Genomic DNA, 20,377 nt, shown 5'->3' on the forward strand with positions numbered 1-20,377 from the left:
TCCGCGCTGAGCCGGAGCTACGGTCCATCATGGAAACACATCATGCGCACTTCGAAATGGGCCGTATTGGCCTATATCGCGATTAGCCTTTTTGGCATTCTCGCGGTGCTGCCCAATATTCTGCCGGCCTCCGTGCAGCAGCAATATTCGGCCTTCCTGCCGGTCAAGCCGGTCACGCTCGGTCTTGATCTCAAGGGCGGCTCGCATCTCGTTCTCGAGGTCGATGCGGCCGGTCTGCGCCGCGCACGGCTCAACACGCTGCTGGATGATATCCGGGGCGCTTTGCGCACCGAGCGACTGCCAACCTCGGCAGCCCGGATCGCCGGCGATGTCATCGCCGTCAAGCTTGCCGATCAGGCCGATCGCGACAGGATCGCGCCGAAGATCCAGGAGCTGGCGGCACCGGTTGGTACCCTGGGTTTCGGAACGGCGTCGTCCGACGTCGAGATGACAACCTCGGGCGATACGATCACGGTGAAGCTCACCGAGGCCGGGTTGACAGATCGCATGACCGCGGCCGTCGAGCAGAGCCTTGAAATCATCCGCCGCCGCGTTGACCAGGTCGGCGTTGCCGAACCGCTGATCCAGCGCGTCGGATCCGACCGCATTCTCGTGCAGCTGCCGGGTCTGCAGGATCCTACACGCTTGCGCCAGCTTCTCGGCTCCACGGCCCAGATGAGCTTCCATATGGTTGACAGCACGGTCGATCCGAACACGACGACACCGCCGCGCGGCGTCGATATCCTGCCCGGTGCCAATGACGGTGCGAAATACGCGGTCGAAAGCCGCGTGGCGATCTCCGGCGAGCGTCTCGCCGACGCCAAGGCCGGCTTCAACCAGCAGACCAACGAGCCGATCGTCTCCTTCACCTTCGATAGCCAGGGCGCGCGCCAGTTCGCCGAGATCACCCGCGACAATGTCGGCCTTCCCTTCGCCATCGTGCTCGACGGCAAGGTCCTGACGGCGCCGCGCATTAACGAACCGATCCCGGGCGGCCAGGGCCAGATCAGCGGCAATTTCACCGCTCAGGAAGCGACAGTCCTGTCGGCGCTGTTGCGCTCGGGCGCTCTGCCCGCGCCGCTCACCATCATCGAGGAACGCTCGGTTGGCCCGAATCTCGGTTCGGACTCGATTCGCATGGGCGTCTATACCGGTCTCGCAGGCTTCGCCGCCGTCGGCATCATGATGCTGGCGCTTTATACATCCTGGGGCATGATCGCCAATATTGGTCTCTTGCTGCACACCATCCTGACCATTGCCGTTCTGGCCATGCTCGGTTCGACACTGACGCTGCCGGGGATTGCAGGTATCATTCTCGGCATCGGCATGGCGGTGGATGCCAATATTCTCATCAACGCCCGTATCCGCGAGGAAACGGCCAACGGCGCCGGCGCCATGAAGGCGCTCGATATCGGCTTCAACAAGGCCTTCGCGACCATCATCGACGGCAACGTGACGACGCTGGTGGGCACGCTGCTCCTGTTCATGTTCGGCACCGGGCCGGTGCGCGGCTTTGCCGTCACCATGATGATCGGCATCGTGATCTCGATGTTCACCTCGATCACCGTCGTGCGTCTCCTGATGCATCAAATGGTCGTGCGCCGGAAGATGAAGAAGATCGAGATTCATTCGATTTTCGGCAAGGTGCCGGCTCTGCGGAGCTTCTCCTTCATGCGCGGGCGCTATGTCGCCATCGGCATGTCGGCATTCCTGTCGATCAGTTCCGTGATCCTGTTCTTCACGCCCGGCCTGAACTACGGCATCGATTTCGTTGGGGGTATCCAGGTCGAGGCAACTTCGAAGCAGCCCCTGAACCTGTCCGAGATGCGCGAAAAACTGGAGGCGCTCAACATTGGCGAGGTGGCCCTTCAGGACTTCGACCAGGGCAAGGCCGTGCTCGTTCGCGTGCAGCGCCAGCCGGGCGGCGAGGCCCAGCAGACGGTGGCGCTGAACGCCATCAAAGGTGCGGTAACCGCCGCTATCCCCGATGCCGTTTTCGAGAGGACGGAAGTCGTCGGGCCGACGATCAGCGCGGAACTAGCCCGATCCGGCTTCCTCGCCGTCGGTCTCGCCATGGTCGCCATCCTGTTCTATATCTGGTGGCGGTTCGAGTGGCATTTCGCCATCGGGGCGATTGCGACGCTCATTCTCGACATTACGAAGATGATCGGCTTCTTCGCGCTGACCCAGATCGACTTCAACCTGACCGCAATCGCGGCCGTTTTGACGCTGATCGGCTATTCGGTCAACGACAAGGTCGTCGTCTATGACCGCATGCGGGAAAACCTGCGCAAGTACAAAACGATGCCGTTCTCCGACCTGATCGACCTGTCGATCAACCAGGTGGTCATGCGATGCATCTTCACCTCGGTCGCCATCCTCGCGTCGCTTCTGCCCATGGCAATTTGGGGCGGCGATCCGGTAAAGCCTTTCGCCTGGCCGATGGTGTTCGGCGTCGTGGTCGCGACGACCTCGTCGATCTATATCGGCGGCCCTATCCTGCTCTTCCTGAGCAATTGGTGGAAAGAGCGGGAATCCATTCGCGGGCCTGCTGCCGAAACGCCGCAGAGTTGAATGGTGCAGTCCTTTTAAAAGGCGGCTTCGGCCGCCTTTTTCATGCGCCTTGAAATCATCGAATTAGCGATTAATTTCATGCAGAGGCCGATTAATGGAAGGAGCTTCTTTCTGCGACGGCACAGGCAGAATAAATAGTATTATCTTCCTATTTTTTCGATAATTAATTGACATAATTTATGGTCTATTATAGTTTCAATCATCCGCCGATGATCGAGTGTCGGTGGAATCTCGAAAAATGTGCCTGCTGTAATGTGCAGTCGGCTGAAGCCAAGGGAGAGGGTCATGTTCGCCATCCACGCTGCTGCCACCTTCCAGGGCTCGCTTCCCTGTTGTCGCGCAAAGAAAGACGTCTGCGTCCGCTGCATTTGGCGAATGTGACGCTGGACCATCGGTCTTTGAACTCGTGCATGATTCTGGATCATCCGCGCCGGTCGCGGAGGGAGCGTTCCGATGAGCAAACAGGTTATAGAATATGGCGGCCAAGCCGTTGGTGTGGTCGTCCCTGAAGCAGGGCGATTGAAATTCATTGCCGTGAAATACAGTGTGTGGGATCTCGATTCCCGCCGTTACCACTCTCTCGATGAAGTCAGGGCGGCGATCCGCAATCTGATGGTTTCGGCGAAGAATCGGCAGATGGAGTCCCGACAGCTGCCCGATTCCAGCATATCGGCTGTTGCTTGATCTCAAATTCCCTGCACAACCGCAGTTTGGCCATCTTTTGACTAAATCGGTGTATTGGCCGGGCTTTTCCTGTGGTATGCCGGGTGATGGATGGCAATCAGCAGGCAGGCGGCTTTGGCTGCCCGGCTGTGAACAGAGCGAACTGCGATGCTGACGAAAAAGGGAAAATACGGATTGAAGGCCTTGGTCGATCTCGCCAGGCTCGATCCGGGTGAAACAGCCTTCATTACGGAGATTGCGAGCCGCAACAACATTCCCAAAAAATTTCTCGACACGATCCTGCTGGAGTTGAGAAACGCCGGCATCCTGCGCTCCAAGAAAGGGCCGGGCGGCGGATATTCGCTCTCGCGCCCGGCGTCGGAAATCCGGATCGGTCATGTGGTCCGGACGCTGGATGGCCCTTTGGCGCCGATCCGGTGCGCAAGCCGGACTGCTTACGAGGTCTGCGACGACTGTCGCGATCCCGACACCTGTGAGGTGCGCTTTTCCATGACGATCGTTCGCGACGCCGTTGCCGACATTCTCGACACGATGACGCTTGAAGACTTCGTCAACAATCCGGGAAATGCCGTGGTGCGGGACGACGAGTTCGTGGAAAAACGGGCGAGCTGATCACTGCGTCGATCTGTGGAAATGCGGCGCAATCAATGCGCAACAGGTGCGCAATGATTGTTCGATCCGACGACGGCTTCCGGTAATTCATAACTGATTTGGAGCGGCATTATGGGTCTGAGGCAAATTTCTGGCAATACGCCGCAAGAGCGGCTGGTGCTGGAGTCCATCGGACGTTCGCTTGTTACGGCCGCTGAAGGCATCAATGCGCTTGTTGCCCGTTTTGCGGAAGATCAGGAGCTTTCGCGCAGCCTGGTCGATGCGGTTGAGCTGATTGCCAAGCGCAGCGGCCGCGTCGTGGTCTCCGGCATCGGCAAGAGCGGCCATATTGGCCGCAAGATTGCCGCGACCCTGGCGTCCACCGGCACCTCCGCCTATTTCGTCCATCCGACGGAAGCCAGCCACGGCGATCTCGGCATGATCACATCGGATGATCTGCTGGTGCTTCTGTCCTGGTCGGGGGAGACGGTGGAGCTTGGCAATATGCTCACCTATGCCAAGCGTTTCAATGTTCCCGTCGTGTCGGTCACCTCCAATTCAGCCAGTCTTCTTGCCCGGCATTCCGCGGTCGCCGTTACGCTGCCGAAGGTGCGGGAATGCTGCCCGCATGGCCTTGCCCCCACCACATCCGCGATGCTGCAGCTTGCCGTCGGCGATGCGCTGGCCATTGCATTGCTGGAGCGGCGTGGTTTCTCGGCTCAGGATTTCAAGATCTACCATCCCGGCGGCAAGCTCGGCTCGCAACTCCTTTTGGTCCAGGAATTGGCCCATAGTGGCGAGGCGCTGCCTCTGCTGCCGCTCGGCAGCCCGATGGGGGAGGCCGTGATCCAGATGTCGTCCAAGGGGTTTGGCGTTGTTGGCATTACCGACGACACCGGCAAGCTGGCAGGCGTCATCACCGACGGCGACCTTCGCCGCCATATGTCGAACGATCTTCTCCTCGAAACGGTAGACGCGGTCATGTCGCATAATCCGCGTGTCATCCTGGGGACCGAACTCGCCAGCGCCGCCCTTGAGTTCATGCAGGCGCAGAAAGTCACGGTGCTTTTTCTGGTCGATGAAGCCGGTATCCCAAGCGGCATATTGCACATCCACGACCTGCTCCGGGCCGGCGTTGCCTAAGCGGATCGGCGCCTCAGGGCCGAAGAGGAGGAGTTGGGTTTGCTGACTGCTCATCATGTTTGAGGGTTCGGGGACGGGCCTGGGCGCTTCGACCGCGCCACGGCCCATCCAGACATTCGCGTTTCATATCCAGACCTGGAAACACGACATATTTCGCCGCTACTTCCCGGATCGTGATTTTACCTTCGTGCCCATGTATCTGGACGAGGCAGAATTCCGGAACCGCTGGACGTCCGTCATCCTCCAGGCCAAAAAGCCGGAAATCTTCGTCTGGAGCCTGCGGGCGCCGGAGGGGCTTGCTGACTTCGCGGCCAGCCACGATATTCCGGTTTTTTTTATCGAAGACGGCTTTATTCGCTCCCTTGAAGCCAGCGCTGGTCGATCGGCACCGCTGTCCCTGACGATCGACAGCAACACCGCCTATTTCGATTGCCGCACCCCGTCCGGCCTGGAGCAGCTTCTGTCGAGCTACGCCTTCGACGATGATCCGGAGCTTCTGGACCGTGCGGCGGGCGGTATCCGCTTTCTCCTCGAGACGGGCGTCAGCAAATATAACGGCAGTCCCGATATCGGAATCGATGCAATCTACGGTCCCAAGCTGAAACGGCGGGTTCTCGTGCTCGGTCAGGTCGAGGACGATGCCTCGATCGCGTTCGGATGCGACCGGACGGTGACGAACAACGATCTCGTGCGTCTGGCTGCCAGCGAGAATCCCGACGCGCAGATCATCTACAAGCCGCATCCGGATATTCTGAACCGGGTCCGGCTGGCGCAGTCCGACCCTGCGGATGTCCGCCATCTCTGCCAGATACTCGACAAACCGATGTCCATGGCGACGTCTTTCAAGACGATCGACCACGTCTACACGATCACATCGCTTGCAGGATTCGAAGCCCTGTTGCGCGGACTGAAAGTGACCGTTTACGGATGTCCTTTCTACGCAGGATGGGGCTTGACGGACGATCGTCAGCCCAATCCGCGACGCGGCCGGCAGCTTTCGCTCGCCGCCGTCTTTGCCGGCGCCTATCTCCTCTATCCCCGCTATTTCGACCCGAAGACGGGTCAGGCAGCCTCCTTCGAGGAGACGGTGCAGCGGATCCGACGGCACCTCGATTCCGGCTCTGCCATCGCCGACCAACCCGTGTCGCCTCCGGCCGCGCCATCCTGGCGACCCTGGGGTGCTTATGGACTGCTTGGCTGGAGGCACCTGTTGACGCCCTTTGTCGCGGCCATCGTCGCCCGCATCGGCCATCCGCGCGATGCACAGGTCTACCGCGAGGATCCCGTGCGGTTCTTCCGGGAGATGCCGAACCGGAAATTCAGGTTCATTGGGAAGCTTCTTTACCCGTTTGACTAGAGCGGCACCCGATCTGACTGAATCGCGCCGGCTATTCAAATCGTGATTTGTCTGATTCAAAAGGAGCCGCCGGATGGAGGCGGCGGATATGTCGAAGGCTTTATCGATGGATTTGCGGGTGCGTGCTCTTGCTGCGGTTTCGCAGGGCCTGTCGCATCGGGCGGCGGCTGAACGTTTTGAGGGGAGCGCCGCCAGCATCAGCCGCTGGCGCAAGCTTGAGCGTGACCAAGGCGATGCCCGGCCTCGTGCCCTGGGCGGAGATCGGCGCTCCGCCCGCATCGATGCGCATATGAATGCCATCCTCGAAGCCTTGGGGCCGCACAAGGATGCGACCATCGAAGAGGTGCGGCGTAGCCTTGCCGAACAAGGACTGTTCTTCGGCTTCGGCACGATCCAGCGTTTCTTTGCCCGTCACACCATCACGCGTAAAAAAAGAGCGCGCACGCCTCGGAGCAAGACCGTCCCGACATCCTGAAGCGGCGGCAGGAATGGTTCGATGGCCAGATCGACCTCGACCCCGCGCGCCTCGTCTTCATCGGAGAGACCTGGGCTTCGACAAACATGGCGCGACGCCATGGCCGATGTGCAAGAGGCGAGCGCCTGCGCATCAGCGTTCCTCATGGTCATTGGAAAACCACAACCTTCATCGGAGCGCTGACGTTACGCGGCTTCATTGCGCCTTTCGTCATCGACAGACCGGTCAACCGCATCATTTTCGAAACATATGTCGAGAAGGTATTGCTGCCCGAGCTTCGGCCCGGTGACATCATCGTCATGGACAACCTGTCCAGCCACAAGGGGCCAAGGGTGCGGGAAATGATCGAGAGCGTCGGCGCGAGGCTCGAATACCTCCCGCCATACAGTCCGGATTTCAATCCCATCGAAAACGCGTTCTCAAAACTCAAGGCTCTGCTACGCAAGGCAGCCAAGCGATCCATCGGCGGCCTCTGGACAACCATCGGCCAATTGCTCAACCTTTTCACCCCAAACGAATGCCAGAACTATTTCGCCGCCGCTGGATACGATGCAACATGATCGGATTCCGCTCTAGCCGTCACCTTTCCGACATGCGGGCCGGTGCAATCTTTTCGGGGCGCCGGCGCGGCGGCGGATCGACGAAGGCGCCGGGCTGATTGACGGAACGATTGTGAAGCCGCTCGGCAATTGCAAGCGCGCCGGCATCGGTGCCTTTCTTCGAATAGAAATTGCCCCGCACCTGAATGGTGGCGGCGAGCAGGCGAAAGAAGGCCGTGCGCGTAGGCTCCTGTGGTGGCGCAGGCGCCGCCCAAAAATTCTCCAGGGCAGACTGATCGCTCAGGCCGGCAATGTCGAACACCGCGGCTCCAAGCACTTTCACAGGCGTACCAATCTGGAGCGCATGAAGCCCAGCCGTGGAATTGACGGTGACGAGGCCGAGCGCTTTTGCCGAAAGCGCGTTCAGGTCGCCGCCGTCGAGAAAATCGACGCGATCCCCGATCTGAAGTTCCGTCGAAAGCCGGGCAATATGACCCTCCCAATCTATCAGTCCGTTGTCCAGCGGGTGAACCTTTACGACCAGATGAGTGTCGGCATCTGCGTGGCAGGCAAAAGACCGGAGGATGTGCTCGATCGCCTGATGCTGTCCGTTGTAAGGAGAATGCGATCGCAGCTGGTAATCCGTCTGCAGCTGCAGTGGATAGACGAAAAAACGTGTTTTGCGATCGATAAGACGCGTGATCAGCGCACTCGCCTTGCGCGCGTTGCGCCCGCTTCCGGCGAGACGCCGCAGCCAGCCGGCATATTCGGCGAGCGGATGAAACAGCGCATGGCGGCGATAATGCGGAAAGAGGAACCACAAGAAGACGTTTGGCAGATTGTAGAGAAGATCATAGCCTGCATCCGCGACGAAACTCTGCGTATGGCGCCGTGTCCAGTCGGGCTCCGGCAGGTCTTGGGCGGCATCGATGATCTGCTGCGGATCGGCTGGAAAATTGGAATTGGAGGACATGCCGTTTCGTTCCAGGGTCAACCAGTCCGGCCGCAGATAGCCCATTTCGATGACCGAAACCTCGATCCTGCGCGCCTTTGCAGCCGCAAGCGCAAGCTGGTGATACGGCCTCTCCTCGCCAAGCAGGACGAGGTCCGTCACACCATGACCGTCCATGAAGGTCGCGACGTAATTCTGCCATTCGAGCCCGCCGCGGCCGCGGTAGTTATGGCCACCCCGCCGCCGCCAGAAAATCTGGTCGCCGGCATTCAGGTTGATTCTCAGACAGCGGTGACCGCGGGTTTCCAGATCGGCTGCAATCTTGCAGAAGAGGGGAGACGATGGCCCTTCCAGGAACAGAAACACCCGAGGCTGCAGCCCTGTATTCGCAGCATTGTCGGTAGCCGGCGCCGCCACTATTGCAACGTGTCCTTCTGCAAATTCGCGTGTTTCAGCAAGGATTCCAGAAGTTTCCACGGCGCCTCGTTGCGGGGAAAGGTCGGCCCATGCTGGGCTGTTCTGGCCGCGCCCAGCGGTACGATGAAATAATCGGTGCGAGGGTCAGGGAAGGGGTCGGCAAAGGATTTCAGAAGCGGCGCATGATCGCCGTAGAAGACCAGCCAAACCGGCCGGTCGAGCCTGTCCAGATGATCGACCAATCGGCCCAAGGCTTTGTCGGATTGCTGGAGAATATCGAGATAGATTTTGACAGGGTCCGTCAGCCCCTTTACCCGATCCGGCTCCCAGGGGCCGTGATTGGCCATGGATGCCACGAAGAGAAAGCTGCCCTTTGCATCGGACTGATCTTCGATGTCGTCAAGAACACGCTGAACGAGGGCGGCATCCGAAACATAGGGTCCGTCGCGCACCGGATCATGATCGAAATCTTCCAGCATCGTCATTTTCTGAAAGCCGAGCTGCGGCATGGCTTTGTGGCGGAGAAAGAAAGTCCGGGCGTAGGGATGGATGAAATGCGTCGTCCATCCGGCATTCTTCAGCTTCGTCGGCCACACGACGTCCGTGTAGTGACTTGCGCGCAGATAAGGGTAGCTCGCATCGACATGCAGGTCGTCCGGCACCAGCCCGCTGAGAACCGCAAACTCGGTGCGAAGCGTGTACCCGCCTTCAAAGACGGTCGCCAGGCGCCCCCATTGAGCAGCAAGCTTCTGCAGCCGGTCGATCGTTGGCAGTTTGATTTCGCTGACGCCGCAATGGCGCATGTCGATGAAGGATTCGGATTGCCAGACAATGACAAGCGGCGCCTTGTTGTCCGCATCGTGACCGATCAGATCCTGTACCGCGGACAGGAAAAGGCCGGAAAGTTCGGCAATGATCTGTTCGCGGCGACGTCCGAGCCAGATGATGAAATGAAAGACCACGGATCCAAATGTGCCAAACCTGATGGTGCTGATCTTGACGTTCGGCTTGCCGACCAGGCGCTGGACCATATCCGCGACAGGACGGTTCACAGGACCGTAAAACAACAGGAACCAAGGCACCTCCGCAGCCATCAGCAGCAGGACGATCCAGCCCAGGCGGTTGCTGGAGGGAAGGAGATGCGGTTCGAAATACATATAGAGCGCAGATGCGCCGAACACGTACAGAAACGATGCGCTCCAGAAAACGATATTCAGCGAGTTCGCATAGAAAATTGTCTTGTATTTGAACACGTCCGCGACCAAGGCAATGTCGGAAAAGACCAGTGGTTCGCGGATAAAGCGAAATTTCGCGCGTGATATGCCCGTGAAGATGACGAAGAGGCTGATCGTGGCAGAAGCGGCATAGAAGGGACGCCACGAGATCGCGAAAAATCCCGTAAAGACAAGCGCGATAATCGGCAGCCGAGCCAAGGCATCGGTGGTCGCTGCAGCCCAGGTAAAGGGCGGGGCGTGCCGTCGGCGCTCACGCGCCGGCAGGGCAAACCGGTCGCTGAACAGCACGACGGCGCAGGCCAGGACATAGCATAGAAAGGTCAGCGTCAGCGGATGTTCATGCATATGGAAAGACGTGAACGCCAAACCGACACCTTCAAAATTCATCATTTGCCGCCAGTTTTGTTCAGGCGCCGCCGAACGACCGACACTTAGATCCTAATTTGGCGCGACACAAGCAGTCTGATCCGTCTAAGGGCGGTTGATCCGCGCTATAGCACGGTCGAACCACAAGTTGAGCATGGGTTTGGCAACAGAACCGAAGCGCCCGAGCAACCAAAGCGTCAGATCAAAAAAGGTCTCGAAGCGGCCTTTGTCGATCGCGTCAACAATGCGTTCGGCAAGTTTGGCCGCAGGCCAAGGGGCAACGCTGCCCATCACCACGGCTGCCTCACGCGGACGCGTTTCCAATTCGCGCGTGAACTGCGGTGTTTCGGTATCCGGGGGGAAGCAGATGCCGATCTTGACGCCGCTGGGCTTGGCTTCGGAGCGCAAAGCCTCTGCAAAGCCATGCAGTGCAAATTTCGAGGCGCAATAAGCGGTATAGCCGTAAATGCCGATCAGTCCTGCTCCGGAGGAAACCAGCATGATCCGTCCCGAACGCCGCGCTTTCATCGCCGGGTAAACCGCGCGTACGGCGTGAACAGCGCCAAACAGGTTGGTTTGCAACTGCCGGTCGAAGTCGTCCACGGATATGGTTTCGAACGGGCCGGGCTCGACCACCCCGGCGCAGGCGATCAGAATGGTGCAAGGGCCAAACCGATCTTCGCAACGGCGCACGGTGTCTTCCGTCTCAGTCCTGTCTGCAACATCGACGCTTTCAATGTGAATCGTCGAAACGTCGCATTTTTTGCCAAGAAGCGCCTGTGCCGATTCGAGAGCTGCGAGGTTCCTGGCCAACAGCGAAATATGCGCGCCACGGGATGCGTAGATGCCAGCGATTGCCAGTCCTATGCCGCTGGATCCGCCTGTGATGATCACATGGGTCATTGGTCGGGCACGCGTTCGGGACAGGAGCATCCATGATCCCGGCGCACTGTCACCCCGCGGCCAGCATTTTCATCATTTGCTGCATATCGATCGAGCCGAGGCCGAAATTGCGGGCAGCAAGCTGATTCAGTTTTTCGGCAGTCAACGTCACGGTCAGCGCTATCTGCTCTTCCGTATGATCGCTGGTGATGAAGAAACGAAGCCGCGCCATGCCTTCCGGTACCGCCGGGTGAATGATCGGCAAGGCATTCACGCCGGCAGCGAGCAGGTCATTCGATAACTGCACGGCCCGCAGCGAATCCCCGACAAGCACGGGAACGACCGAAAATCCTGCGCTTAGACCGACATCAAGCCCGGCTTCCTGTGCCAGCTTCAGGAAAAGAGCGCCGTTCTTTCGAAGCCGAGCAACCCGTGCGGGCTCGCTTTCAAGAATATCAAGGCTGGCGATCGCCGATGCCGTAAGTGCGGGAGCAAGACCGACGCTGTAGACGAAGCCGCCGGCACTCGACTTCAAAACCTCAGCAAGTGCCGCGCTGCCGGCAATGTAACCGCCACAACTCGATGTCGTCTTGGAGAGCGTGCCCATCCAGATATCGACCTCGTCGGGCGCAAAGCCGAAATATTCGCTGGTTCCACGCCCGCTTTCACCCAGAATCCCGAGCGAATGGGCTTCATCGACCATCAACCAGAAGCCATACTCGGCTTTTAGTTTCAAGATGGCAGGAATATTGGCGATGTCGCCGTCCATCGAATAGACGCCTTCGACGACCACCAGAATGCGGCGGTAATCGCCTGCTACCGTCCGAAGCACATGCTCCAGGTCGCCTGGATCGTTGTGCTTGAACAGGCGCCGCGTCGCGCCGGACAGTTTGATGCCGGCCAGCGCGCTGTTGTGAATGAACTCGTCATGGACCACCAGGTCCTTCGGTCCCATGAGACAGCTGATCGCTGCGACATTGGTGAGATAGCCGCTGACGAAACAGACTGCCGCCTCGACGCCGTAGAAAGCCGCGATACGCTTCTCCAACTCCGCATGCATCGGCCGCTCGCCGGCGACGAGCCGGCTGGCGGATGCCGAGATGCCGAAATTGCTGATGGCATCCTTGGCCCTGGAGAGCACATGCGGGTGCCGGTTGAGGCCGAGATAGTCATAGGATGCGAAGTTGATCAGTTCGCGCCCGTCGATGATGGTTGTGGCACCGGCGGCGGTCTGGTGTGCGCGATAGAAAGGATTATCGATACCGAGCTGCTCGCTTGCCGCCCTCTGTGTCTGGACCTGCTTATATTCCGGCAGATCCTCGAAGCTCGCCTGCCTGCGTCTGACGGGCGCCGGAACGTCCCGTTCCGAACGCGCCATGCGGTTCTTCTCCGACGATTGATGCGCATTGCGCATACGGTCCAGCAGGCTTTCCTTCACGCTGCTGTTCATCTTCGAGGCGCTTGACAGTTCGTCGTCTCTCATTGACTTGCCACTTTCTCCAGTCCGGCACCGACATGGCGCTGAGCCAGATCGCTGGCCAGCTTGGTCTCGATAGGCTCGTTCTCGTCCGAGCCGCCGGCCCCGTGCTTGCTGACTTTCTCATAAAGCTTGCGGGCGACATCGCCGACGGTGGTATTGTCGGCAACGCCGCTCAGAGGCATGTCAAAACCGGTATTCTGCTGGAAGCTGATACCCAGTTCGACTGCCATGAGGCTGTCGAGGCCGATTTCCTTGAGAATCTTGCTCGGAGAAATCGTGTCCTTGGACACGCGAAGGATGGCAGCAATTTCGCCGGCCACCAGATCGTAAAGAATATCCTCGGCCTGCTGCTGCGTCTTTCCCTCGATCATTGCGGTGAGATCCATAGCATGGCCTTCGCCGCCGGCGGATGCCTGATCGGCGGCTCGCATGATGACCTCGAACAGGGCGTTCTTCGATATCGGAAGACTGCGGGCCGCATTCCAGTCCAACTCCGCAATTATGACAGCCGCGGCATCCACCGTGCCCGGATCAGAGCGCATGTAAGCCTCGACCTGCTCAAGAGCGACCTGCGCCTTCAGGGCCGTCTTACCGATTCGCTTGGACAGGATGTCGTTGATATCGGTGTTCTGCGAGAGGTAGCCGGCGTCGGCGATCGCACCGAAGCCGATGGCGAGACCGGGCAGGCCTTCGCGCCTGCGGGCACGGGCAAGCCCTTCCATATAGCCGTTTGCAGCGACATAGTTCGCCTGACCAGGATTTCCGACCATGGTGGTCGCCGAGGAAAACATGATGAAGAATTGCAGAGTATCCGACCGGGTCAGGCGATCGAGTATGGCCGCACCCTTGACCTTGACATCGATGACCGGCTGGTTGCGTTCGCGGCTCAGATTGCCGATCAGCGCATCGTCCAGCACCATGGCCGCGTGGATCACGGATTTGAGCGGTCCGATCTGGCGGATCTCTTTCAGGAGTTTCCCGGCAGCGGTCTCGTCCGTCACGTCGCAGGCATGAACTGTCGCCGAAACGCCGTTGTTTTCCCAGCGCTTGATGGCATCCAGTGTCTCCGGATCGGCCACGCCGCGGCGGGTACACAGCGCAATATGGCGCGCGCCTTTCGCCACAAGCCATTTGGCTGCAGCAAGCCCGAACCCGCCGATGCCGCCCACCACAAGATGAACGCCGGTCCTGTCGACTGGCAGCTTCTCGGCTGGCCGGACGGCCACTTCGTCCCGGCCGGCAACCGGCGGCAAGACCACGATCTTGCCGATATGCCCTGCATTCTGCATCAGACGGAAAGCATTGCGGATTTCGTCGAAGCGGAAGGCGCGATAGGGAAGGGGTGTCAACTTGCCTTCCTCGAACAGCGCACCGATCTCCGTGAAGATGCGTTTCGTCAGGTCCGGGGCATTGACCAGCAATTGGTCGGCATCGATGCCGAAATAGCTGACATTGCGGCGGAAAGGCCGTAGCCCGATCTTGCTATCGGCATAATAATCACGTTTGCCAAGTTCCAGGAATCGTCCGAACGGTTTAACCAAAGACAAGCTCAGTTCCATCGCTTCCGCGAACAGCGAGTTGAGAACCAGATCCACACCCTCTCCGTTGGTTACGGCACGAACCTCATTGACGAAGGACAATGATCGCGAATCGAAAACATGGTCGGCACCGAGCATCTTCAGGAAGCGCCGCTTTTCGCGCGTTCCGGCGGTGGCGAGAACCTTGGCACCGGCGAGCTTGGCAACCTGCAGAGCCGCAAGGCCGACGCCGCCTGCCGCACCGTGAATGAGGATCGTCTCTCCGGCACGGATGCGCCCGAGTTCGATCATCGCGTAATAGGCGGTCAGAAAAGCCACCGGCACGGTTGCAGCCGCAATAGGACTGACGGTTTCAGGCAGTTTGGCAACGCCCGACCGCGACACGACCGCATGGGTCGAGAAGGCGGCGGGACCTATGGCCATCACTGCGTCGCCGACCGAAAGGTCGCGCACGCCGCTGCCGATCGCGACCACACGGCCGGACAGTTCCATGCCGATCGTCGCACCGGCAAAGCCGTCCTCAAGCGCTTCTTCAGGAAGCAGGCCCATAGCCCACATTACGTCGCGGAAGTTCAGACCGGTTGCTGCCACTTCGACGACGACGTCGTTGGCTCCCGGTTGCGGAATGATGGACTCTTCCCAGACGATGCTGCCGACCTGAGAGCTGACACGCTGGCGAATTGTTGCCGCGGTGAACCCATTCGTCTTGCGTGCGCTGAGCTCCACAGGACCGGGCACAGCGCGTATTTCACAGAGTGCGCCCGTCTTGCCGTCCAACAGCCATTCGCGGTTGGCGCAGTCCGTCTTCAAGATTTCCTTTGCGGCCGCAAGCTGGGCATTGACGGCGGAAACGGTGAAATCGAGCGAATGAATATTGAGGAAGTCATATTCATTCTGCAAGGTTCGGGCAAAAGTCCAAATCCCGCTGTTGACACAGAAACCCGACGTCCCCTCGGTATGACCGGCAGTCACCGGGGATCCCCCCGGAGCGGCGATCACAAGGCGCGGACGTTGCTCACCGGATAGTTCCAGGCCCGAATAGCTGTGACGCAAAGCTTCGGCAAACGCGCTGAGTGCCAGCACGCGGTTCTGCAGGTTCTGCGAGTCATCCGTCCGGCGTCTGGGGCCATCATTGGACAAATAGACAGCGCGCACCGGCGTCCCGCCCAGCCTTTCCACGACTTCCAGTATCCGGGTCTTGTCGGCTTCCAGCTCGCCGGTCATTTGAACCGCAATGAGTGCCGGCTGAGCGGTCTTCCCAACGGCGGCCAGCAATTTCTGCAGGCTGGAGTCATTGCCATGGTGCAGAACCAGAACCGGTCCTTGGACCTCCAGAGGGGGCGCCGCGGGAGCGTCGGCATTGCTGCCTGCGCCTTGCGCTTCCACGACGATGATATTGCCGTGCGGCAGTTCATAATCTTCAACTGTCGCAGGACCCATGCCGAGATCGGTCAGATATTTTTGCCACTGGGATACACCGGGAAGCTTGCCAACCGGGAAATCAACGGTCTGCGTGCGGGCAAACCAACCCTCCGTCAGACCGAAGGCGAAGTCGCTGAAGACCGTCGGAGCATTCGTCGCGGCGAGAAGAAGGGCATTGTTGGATAAGCTGCCATGGATCGCTGCACGGATGGTGAGATCCTCGTCAAGCAGCGTGAAAACCGAATCCGATGCGCTCACCATGAGATCGAATGCAGGAAGTGACCCGAACTGGTCCTTTTTCAGGATCTTGACATGCGCTTCTGTTTCAAAGGCTATCTCAAGGTTGCGTTGCGCGTTTTCGCGTGGCTCGACAACGAGCAGAGATCCATTGAACTTTGCAGCCAGTCGCGCCAGCCGCCGCGTGAAGGCGACGGAAACTGTGCCGGTTTCGAGAATACGCAAGGGCGCGCCAGCCTTGTCCAAGGCCTTCTCGATAGCGGTCAGAAGGAGTTCGGTTCTCAGGCGGGTGGATTCCGAATGGGTGGTCTGGTGATCAAGACTCGCCTCGCTGATAAAGCTTGGCAGCTTGTTCGGAAGATCTCCCTCATGGTCGGGAGGAGTGACCGGCAGGCTGCCGATGCGATCGAGCGCCTCGACATAGGTATTGTTGATCAGGATAGCCTCGACGGCCCGGTCGGAACGGTCACTGTAGAGTTCCTTCAGAATGTCGCCGACCGGCGGAAGGGAAAACTCCGGCGCAATGGTCCAGCTTGCGCCCCTGTGTTCGCACAGGCCTGCATCTTCGAGGACATAGAGGCAGTTTGCGAGGAAGCAACGAAACGCGAAATCGCCAGGAAGGGCGCGCGTATCCACCTTCCCGGTTTCCCCCGCAAGTTTGAGCGCGATTTCGTGGCAGGCACGGTAGATGGCCGCGTTGAAAAGCAGTGTCGTGTTGTCGATGCCGGTGCTTTCGATATCGGACACCAGCGGCAATGAGAGCGGCTTTCTTCCTTCGGCTATGACGGCCGGTGCAGGATGCGTGGAAGGTATGGCCTCGTAATGGAATGACAGCATGTCCAGCGTCTTGTGCTGGCGCAGATAGGTGCGTCGGAAGCGGCAATCCTCAAACACGGCTGCAACAGTACCGTCTTCTCCGAAGAAGCGGAAATTTGCCTTGATCGAGTTGGCGCTGATGCGTTCTATTTCCACCACGGCACGCGTCACGGTCAGACCGGATTTGATGACGCGCACGGACCCGAAACGCACAGGAATATAGGGCGCACCGCCAGCCTGGCCGGTGAAACGTTCGAACAGGGCGACAAGCCCGTGAAAGGTCGCATCGATCGAAATCGGGTTGAGGCTATAGCTCACGAAGGGGTTGCCCGCCCGCTGCGGCACCTTTAGATCGACTTCGACCAAATGGTTGCCGTAGGCCGTAGCGCGAGACAGAAGCTGGAAGTTCGGACCATAGTCGAGACCGAATTGGCGGGCAGTCTCATAGGCCCTTTCGGCAAGCACCGTCGTGGTTTTCTCGACGCCGGCCAGCGGATCGATCATTGATGCTTCGTCTGCAGCGATGGGTTTACGGCAGCGCGCCACCGCATTCACGGTCCAGTCATCCTCCGATAGACGCTCGCGTGAACGAATCTCGATGTCCCCGGTTTCGGGAGACAGAATGGTCGAGACTTCCATGATGCGGGTTTCGGACAGTTCCAGAGGCCGCATGATCTCCAGATTGGTAATGGTGACCTCGGGCGTGCCGTAATATTGCTGGGTGGCGGAAATCGCAATTTCAATGAAGCCGCTACCGGGAAGAATGGCTTTGCCGTCAACGACATGTTCCGCAAGATCCGGAAACAGATGTGCATCCAGATGATTTTTCCAGCTGCCGCCATTCAGGTCGGACCGCCATCCTGCAAGCGTATAAGGCGTCCTGTGGTTGCGCCCGAACATATCCGTGGCGTCGCTGGTAACAGGCGGTCGCAGTTCCATCCATTCGAACGGAAGACTGGGCAGGCGAACAAAGGCATTTCGCTTGCCGAAAATCCTTGCTTCGTCAAATTTCGCCCCATGCGCAATGGCGCGTGCCATTGCGCCTGCGATCGGATCCTTTCCCTTTTCGCCAGCATCCCGCAACAGGGTCGGAATGACGGTGCCCGGCAGGGAGCCGCGTTTCACGGTCTCCTTAACATAGCTCGACAGGATCGGCCGGGGCGACACCTCGATGAACAGGGTGCATCCCAAGGCAATCGCGGCTTCCGTCGCCGCTTCGAAGCGCACGGGTTCGCGGACATTCCTCCACCAGTAGTCGGGGTCGAGCTGATCTCCGTCCAACCGGCTGCCGGTAACCGTCGACAGATAGGCGAGATCAGACTTCCGAGGCGCGATATCCGGAATGTCGGCCACAAATGCGGCTTTTGCCCGATCGATGATCGGGTGATGGAACGGGTAGTTGATGTCGAGGATCTGGGCCGGGATCTTCGCCTTGCGGGCCGCGTCGCGGAAAGCCGAAACTTCTTCGGCGGGACCAGATATGGTTACCGAGTTGTGGGCATTGATCGCAGCGATGCAGATCTGCGTGAAACCACGTGCCTCGGCAAAGGCTTCCGCAGCTTCTTCCCCGAGCATGACGGCTGCCATGGTTCCAAGCCCGGCCAGAGGCGCCTGATGAAGCGACCGCTTGGCGACGATGGAAACCGCGTCGACAAGGGAAAGCGCGCCTGCCGCATAGGCGGCGGCGATTTCGCCGACCGAATGGCCAAAGACAGCCGTCGGCTTGATACCCATCGCAACCAGCGAATCCGACAGGGCGGCCTGCACGGCAAACAGCAACGGCTGCGCCACCTTGGTGTCGGAGAGTTTCTTATCAAGCTCAGGATCGGTCAGGAGATCCGTCAGAACGATATCCGAATGGAACTTGAACAGTGCGCTGACGGAGGTGAAACACTGGCGAAAATGCAGGTTTTCGCGAAACGCTTCCACACCCATGCCGGCCCATTGCGAACCGTTTCCGGAGAATACGAAGGCAACCTTTGCGTCCTTGGTGACGGCCTCTCCCATTTCGCCGATATCCGAGCCGGGCTTTTCCAGCTGGGCTGCGATGGCGCGGGCAATATCTTCCGGATTGTCGCTGCGGGCAGCAAAGCGAAACCGCATCTGCGTCCGGTTTGCGCCCGAAGCTGCGATGATGGCATGCGCATTTTCCTTCGACGCCTTGGCGAAGGATGACTTGTAGGATTTCAGCAGTTCTTCCAGGCTTTTGAGGGTATGGGCACTGGCCATGAATACATGCCCGGCCGCGCTGCTGCGGCCGCGCTCTTCCTGGACGGGCTCGGGATCGCTGATCACGACATGGGCGTTCGCGCCACCAAATCCGAAGGAATTGATACCGGCGAGCCGGGCGCGCTTGCCCCTCAGAAGCTCGATCGGATTGGCCGTAACGCGCACATTGAGCGCGTCGAAATCAATATTTTCGTTCGGCGTCTCGAAATGCAGCGATGCCGGCAGATAGTTGTTTTCAAGGGCCATCATCGCCTTGAGCATGCCAAACAGGCCAGAAGCCGGCTCGGTATGGCCGATGTTGGATTTGATCGACCCGATCGGGACGGGCGCGCCGCGGTTTGTGCCGATGACAGTGCCGATCGACCAGACTTCCGCCGGGTCACCGACCTTGGTGCCGGTCCCATGTCCTTCGACGAAGGCCACCTGGTTGGCATCGATATTGTTGCCCTGATAGATCGAGCGCAGGAGATTTGCCTGGGCTTCGCGCGACGGCAGCGAAATGCCATTGGTGCGGCCCGCGGAATTGACGCCCGTTGCAATGATCCGGGCGTAGCTCCGGTCCCTTTCCTGCCGCGCCCGGTCCGAGCGGCGCAGGACGAAGACGACCCCGCCTTCAGCGCGCACATAGCCGGCCCCGTCATTGTCATAGGCGCGGCAAAGCCCCTCCGGCGACAGCATGCGGGCCTGGGCAAAGCCGACGAAAGACAAGGGATGAGCCAGAATGTTGATGCCGCCGACAATGGCGGTGTCGATCTCGCCGGTGCTCATCGCCCGCATCGCTTGGTCAAGCGCAACAATAGATGACGAACAGGCGGTGTCGATCGTCATGCTGGGACCGCTGAGACCAAAAACATGAGAGATGCGATTGGAAACGATCGAAAGCGTATTGCCTGTCATGAAATAAGGACCGGCGGCAGACGGATCCTCGACGGTCAGGTTCGCGTGGTCGAGGCTGGACGCACCGATATAGACGCCGACATTTTCGCCCTGGAGCGAGGTAAGGGAAATATTGGCATCTTCCAAGGCCCGCCATGCAAGCTGCAGAAGAACACGCTGCTGCGGATCCATATACATGGCTTCGCGCTGCGACATGTTGAAGACAGCCGGATCGAAATCATAGATGCTGTCGAGCACGCCTGCTGCAAAGGAATAGGTCTTGCCAGGATTGCCGATGACCGGATGCCAGAATCGCGCGAGATCCCAGCGGTCGGACGGCACGCGTGTCACGGTGCACTTTCCCTGACGCAGAACCCGAAAAAGCGCCTGCGGTGAATCGGCCCCGGGAGCAAGGCATGCGCGCCCTATGATCTCAACTGTCATATTTTATCAAACGCTCTAAGCTGCTGTGACTGACCCTGCTGATCGCATCTGATACGCAAAAACGCAATCGCAACTTCCCTGTGTGACCGCCCCGCTTATCTTCGAGCGGCTTCGAAAGAT

11 protein-coding genes are annotated in these 20,377 nt (G+C 59.3%); 6 read left to right on the plus strand and 5 right to left on the minus strand.

The window, feature by feature from the left end; translation table 11 throughout:
* Positions 1-42: 42 nt before the first annotated feature.
* From secD to PY308_RS04185, 6 genes are all read left to right on the plus strand, one after another.
* Complete coding sequence (secD, locus tag PY308_RS04160; protein ID WP_275788505.1) at positions 43-2,574, plus strand: protein translocase subunit SecD; 2,532 nt, start codon at positions 43-45, stop codon at positions 2,572-2,574.
* 453 nt (positions 2,575-3,027) lie between these two features.
* Positions 3,028-3,258 carry a hypothetical protein gene (locus tag PY308_RS04165; protein WP_275788507.1) on the plus strand — a complete coding sequence of 77 codons (231 nt, stop codon included), beginning with the start codon at positions 3,028-3,030 and terminating at the stop codon, positions 3,256-3,258.
* Between the two features lie 147 nt (positions 3,259-3,405).
* Complete coding sequence (locus tag PY308_RS04170; RefSeq protein WP_275788510.1) at positions 3,406-3,870, plus strand: RrF2 family transcriptional regulator; 465 nt, start codon at positions 3,406-3,408, stop codon at positions 3,868-3,870.
* A gap of 111 nt (positions 3,871-3,981) precedes the next feature.
* On the plus strand, positions 3,982-4,992 hold the full coding sequence (locus PY308_RS04175) for a KpsF/GutQ family sugar-phosphate isomerase (protein WP_275788513.1): 1,011 nt from the start codon (positions 3,982-3,984) through the stop codon (positions 4,990-4,992).
* A gap of 55 nt (positions 4,993-5,047) precedes the next feature.
* Entirely contained in the window at positions 5,048-6,349 is a 1,302-nt protein-coding gene (locus PY308_RS04180) for a capsular polysaccharide export protein, LipB/KpsS family (RefSeq protein WP_275788515.1), read from the plus strand.
* Positions 6,350-6,437: 88 nt separating this feature from the next.
* Positions 6,438-7,384, plus strand: a protein-coding gene (locus tag PY308_RS04185; RefSeq protein ID WP_275788518.1) for an IS630 family transposase whose coding sequence is annotated in 2 segments (ribosomal slippage) — positions 6,438-6,786 and positions 6,786-7,384 — 948 coding nt in all. Because the reading frame shifts where the segments join, the coding sequence is not laid out codon by codon here.
* Positions 7,385-7,403: 19 nt separating this feature from the next.
* On the opposite strand, the gene PY308_RS04190 is transcribed toward PY308_RS04185, so the two are convergent.
* The 5 genes from PY308_RS04190 to PY308_RS04210 all read right to left on the minus strand — a co-directional run bounded on the left by PY308_RS04190 (position 7,404) and on the right by PY308_RS04210 (position 20,257).
* Entirely contained in the window at positions 7,404-8,732 is a 1,329-nt protein-coding gene (locus tag PY308_RS04190; protein ID WP_275788520.1) for a capsule polysaccharide biogenesis protein, read from the minus strand.
* Positions 8,732-10,357, minus strand: a complete 1,626-nt coding sequence (locus tag PY308_RS04195; protein WP_275788523.1) for an LTA synthase family protein — start codon at positions 10,355-10,357, stop codon at positions 8,732-8,734. The genes PY308_RS04190 and PY308_RS04195 overlap by 1 nt, the downstream gene beginning before the upstream one ends.
* 81 nt (positions 10,358-10,438) lie before the next feature.
* Positions 10,439-11,236, minus strand: a complete 798-nt coding sequence (locus tag PY308_RS04200; RefSeq protein ID WP_338051081.1) for an SDR family oxidoreductase — start codon at positions 11,234-11,236, stop codon at positions 10,439-10,441.
* A 49-nt stretch (positions 11,237-11,285) separates the two neighbouring features.
* Complete coding sequence (locus PY308_RS04205; protein WP_275788528.1) at positions 11,286-12,698, minus strand: aminotransferase class I/II-fold pyridoxal phosphate-dependent enzyme; 1,413 nt, start codon at positions 12,696-12,698, stop codon at positions 11,286-11,288.
* On the minus strand, positions 12,695-20,257 hold the full coding sequence (locus tag PY308_RS04210) for a type I polyketide synthase (protein WP_275788530.1): 7,563 nt from the start codon (positions 20,255-20,257) through the stop codon (positions 12,695-12,697). Before PY308_RS04210 ends, PY308_RS04205 begins: the two co-directional genes overlap by 4 nt.
* Between the last annotated feature and the right edge of the window lie 120 nt (positions 20,258-20,377).

This window comes from Pararhizobium gei, assembly GCF_029223885.1.
Lineage (GTDB): Bacteria > Pseudomonadota > Alphaproteobacteria > Rhizobiales > Rhizobiaceae > Pararhizobium > Pararhizobium gei.